This window comes from Cellulomonas septica (genome assembly GCF_012396155.1).
Lineage (GTDB): Bacteria > Actinomycetota > Actinomycetes > Actinomycetales > Cellulomonadaceae > Cellulomonas > Cellulomonas septica.
On the sequence record NZ_JAAXOY010000581.1, the window covers coordinates 1 to 2308 of the forward strand.

At 74.9% G+C, this 2308-nt stretch carries 4 protein-coding genes; all 4 read right to left on the reverse strand.

The window, feature by feature from the left end:
• The coding region (locus HGA02_RS16815) for a 2'-5' RNA ligase family protein (protein ID WP_210728725.1) at positions 1-347 on the reverse strand (347 nt) is incomplete at its 3' end.
• Between the two features lie 269 nt (positions 348-616).
• Positions 617-1441: a TrmH family RNA methyltransferase gene (locus HGA02_RS16820; RefSeq protein ID WP_168680303.1), complete on the reverse strand. Its 825-nt coding sequence runs from the start codon at positions 1439-1441 to the stop codon at positions 617-619.
• A 44-nt stretch (positions 1442-1485) separates the two neighbouring features.
• Positions 1486-1869 carry a 50S ribosomal protein L20 gene (gene rplT, locus HGA02_RS16825; RefSeq protein ID WP_124344182.1) on the reverse strand — a complete coding sequence of 128 codons (384 nt, stop codon included), beginning with the start codon at positions 1867-1869 and terminating at the stop codon, positions 1486-1488.
• A gap of 64 nt (positions 1870-1933) precedes the next feature.
• Positions 1934-2128, reverse strand: coding sequence for a 50S ribosomal protein L35 (gene rpmI, locus HGA02_RS16830; RefSeq protein ID WP_013770804.1), 195 nt, complete (start codon positions 2126-2128; stop codon positions 1934-1936).
• Positions 2129-2308: the final 180 nt, after the last annotated feature.

Here is a 2308-nt window from a genome sequence, read left to right on the forward strand (position 1 = left end):
CCTGCCTCGACACCCGCGTCGACGCACGCACCGCTCAGCCGCCGCTGCTGCTGGACGTCCCCGCCGACCCCGACCCACATCGTCCGGTGCGAGAACACGCCAGCACCGCGCAGCGCCAGCGTGAACGGTGCGCGGTCCCGCGCGACCGCGGCGAGGTCGGCCACCAGGCCCGGCACGGCGCCGTCGGGCAGCTCGCCGTAGAAGGCCGCCGTCAGGTGCCACGTCTCGCGGGCGGACCAGCGCACCGCGCTCGACGCCCCGGCCGGACCGCCCCGGACGGTCGCGAGCGCGAGGTCGAGGTGGTCGAGGACGTCGTCGGGCGGCCACACGGCCGCGAAGAGCCTCATGGCGCCACCGCACGGCTCGGGATCGGGTCGACGGAGGCGGCGACCCCGGGTGTGCGGGCGGACGACGGTGCTGCAGAGGGCATCGTGACGGCGTTCGTCGGTACGCCGGGACCATCACCAGAGGTCGGGCTGCCCGACCGCGGACGAGCAGAGTAGCGCGGCCCCGACCGCAGCGCCGCGGGCACGTCCCGTCAGCGCTGGGCTCGGGCGCGTCCCGTCACCGCTGGGCTCGGGCGCGTCTCGTCAGCGCTGTGCGCGGATGCCGCACGTCAGCGCTGGGCGCGGGCGCTCGCGTAGAGGCAGACCGTCGCCGCCGTGGCGAGGTTGAGGGACTCGGCACGGCCCCGGATCGGGACACGGACGACGGCGTCCGCCAGCGCGCGGTCCTCGTCGCGCAGGCCCCACGCCTCGTTGCCGAAGACCCACGCGGTCGGCGCCGCGAGGTCCGGCACGCCGTCGGGTGCGCCTCCCGCGACGTCGAGCAGGTCGTCGATGTCGTGCTCGCCCGTGCCGTCGGCCGCCAGCACGCTCACGCCGCGGTCGCGCAGCGCCGCGACGGCGGACGCGAGGTCGGCACCCGTCGCGACCGGGAGGTGGAACAGGGACCCGGCGGTGGAGCGCACCACCTTGGGGTTGTGCAGGTCGACGCTCTCGCGCGTCAGGACGACGGCGTCGGCGCCCGCGGCGTCGGCCGCCCGCACGACCGTCCCGGCGTTCCCGGGGTCCCGGACGTGCGCGAGCAGCGCCACCAGGCGCGGACGGCTCGCGACGACGTCGTCCAGGCCGACGTCGACCTGGTCCGCGACCGCGAGGACGCCCTGCGCGTCGGCGCTCATCGCGTCGAGCACCTCGGGCGTGCCGGTCCGGGCGACGACCCCCCGCCCACCCGCGGCGGACACGATCTCGCCGTACCGCTCGGCGGCCGCGTCGGTGACGTACAGCTCGCGCACGCGCACGTGCTCGGCGCGCACAGCCTCGCGCACGGCTTGCGGTCCCTCGACGAGGAACCGCCCCGACCGCGCACGCGCCGGACGCCCGGCCAGCGCCCGCACTGCCTTCACCCGCTCGGCGCGGGGGTTGGTCAGCTCGGGCATCGGCCGGGCGTCCGGGGAGGTGCTGTGCTGCTGCGAGGCAGTCGTCACGCAGCCGACGGCGCGTTGACGTCGGCGGGCAGCGCGTCCTTGGCGACCTGGACGAGGGCGTTGAACGCCGCCGCGTCGTTGACCGCGAGGTCCGCGAGGACACGACGGTCGACCTCGACACCCGCGAGCTTGAGGCCCTGGATGAGGCGGTTGTACGTCAGGCCCTGCTCGCGCGACGCCGCGTTGATGCGCTGGATCCACAGCTTGCGGAAGTCCTGCTTGCGGACCTTGCGGTCGCGGTAGGCGTAGACGAGGGAGTGGGTGACCTGCTCCTTCGCCTTCCGGTAGAGGCGCGAGCGCTGCCCGCGGTAGCCGCTGGCGCGCTCGAGGGTTGCCCGGCGCTTCTTCTGGGCGTTGACCGCCCGCTTCACGCGTGCCACGTGATGCTCCTTGCTTGTCTAGGGCTCGAGTGCCCCGGGATCGCTCGTCGCGACCCCGGACGGGTCACTTGCCGAGCAGCTTCTTGATCTTCGGGGTGTCAGCGGCGGAGACGACGACGTCGCCGGCGATGCGGCGGGTGCGACGGCTCGACTTGTGCTCGAGGAGGTGACGGCCGTTGGCCTGCTCACGCATGACCTTGCCGCTGCCGGTGATCCGGAAGCGCTTCTTGGCACCGGAGTGCGTCTTGTTCTTCGGCATGGCTGCCGTGTCTCCTTGTCCATCTCATCGCGCGCGGATCGTGCGCGACTCGTCGTCGTGCGGCCCGGCGGGGAACCGGGCCGGCGTGATCAGGTCGGTCAGCCGGACTGACCCGGGGCCTGCGGCCGGGGCCGCGGGGCCGGGCGGGGTGCCGGCGGCTTGGGGGTGGCCGACGCGGGC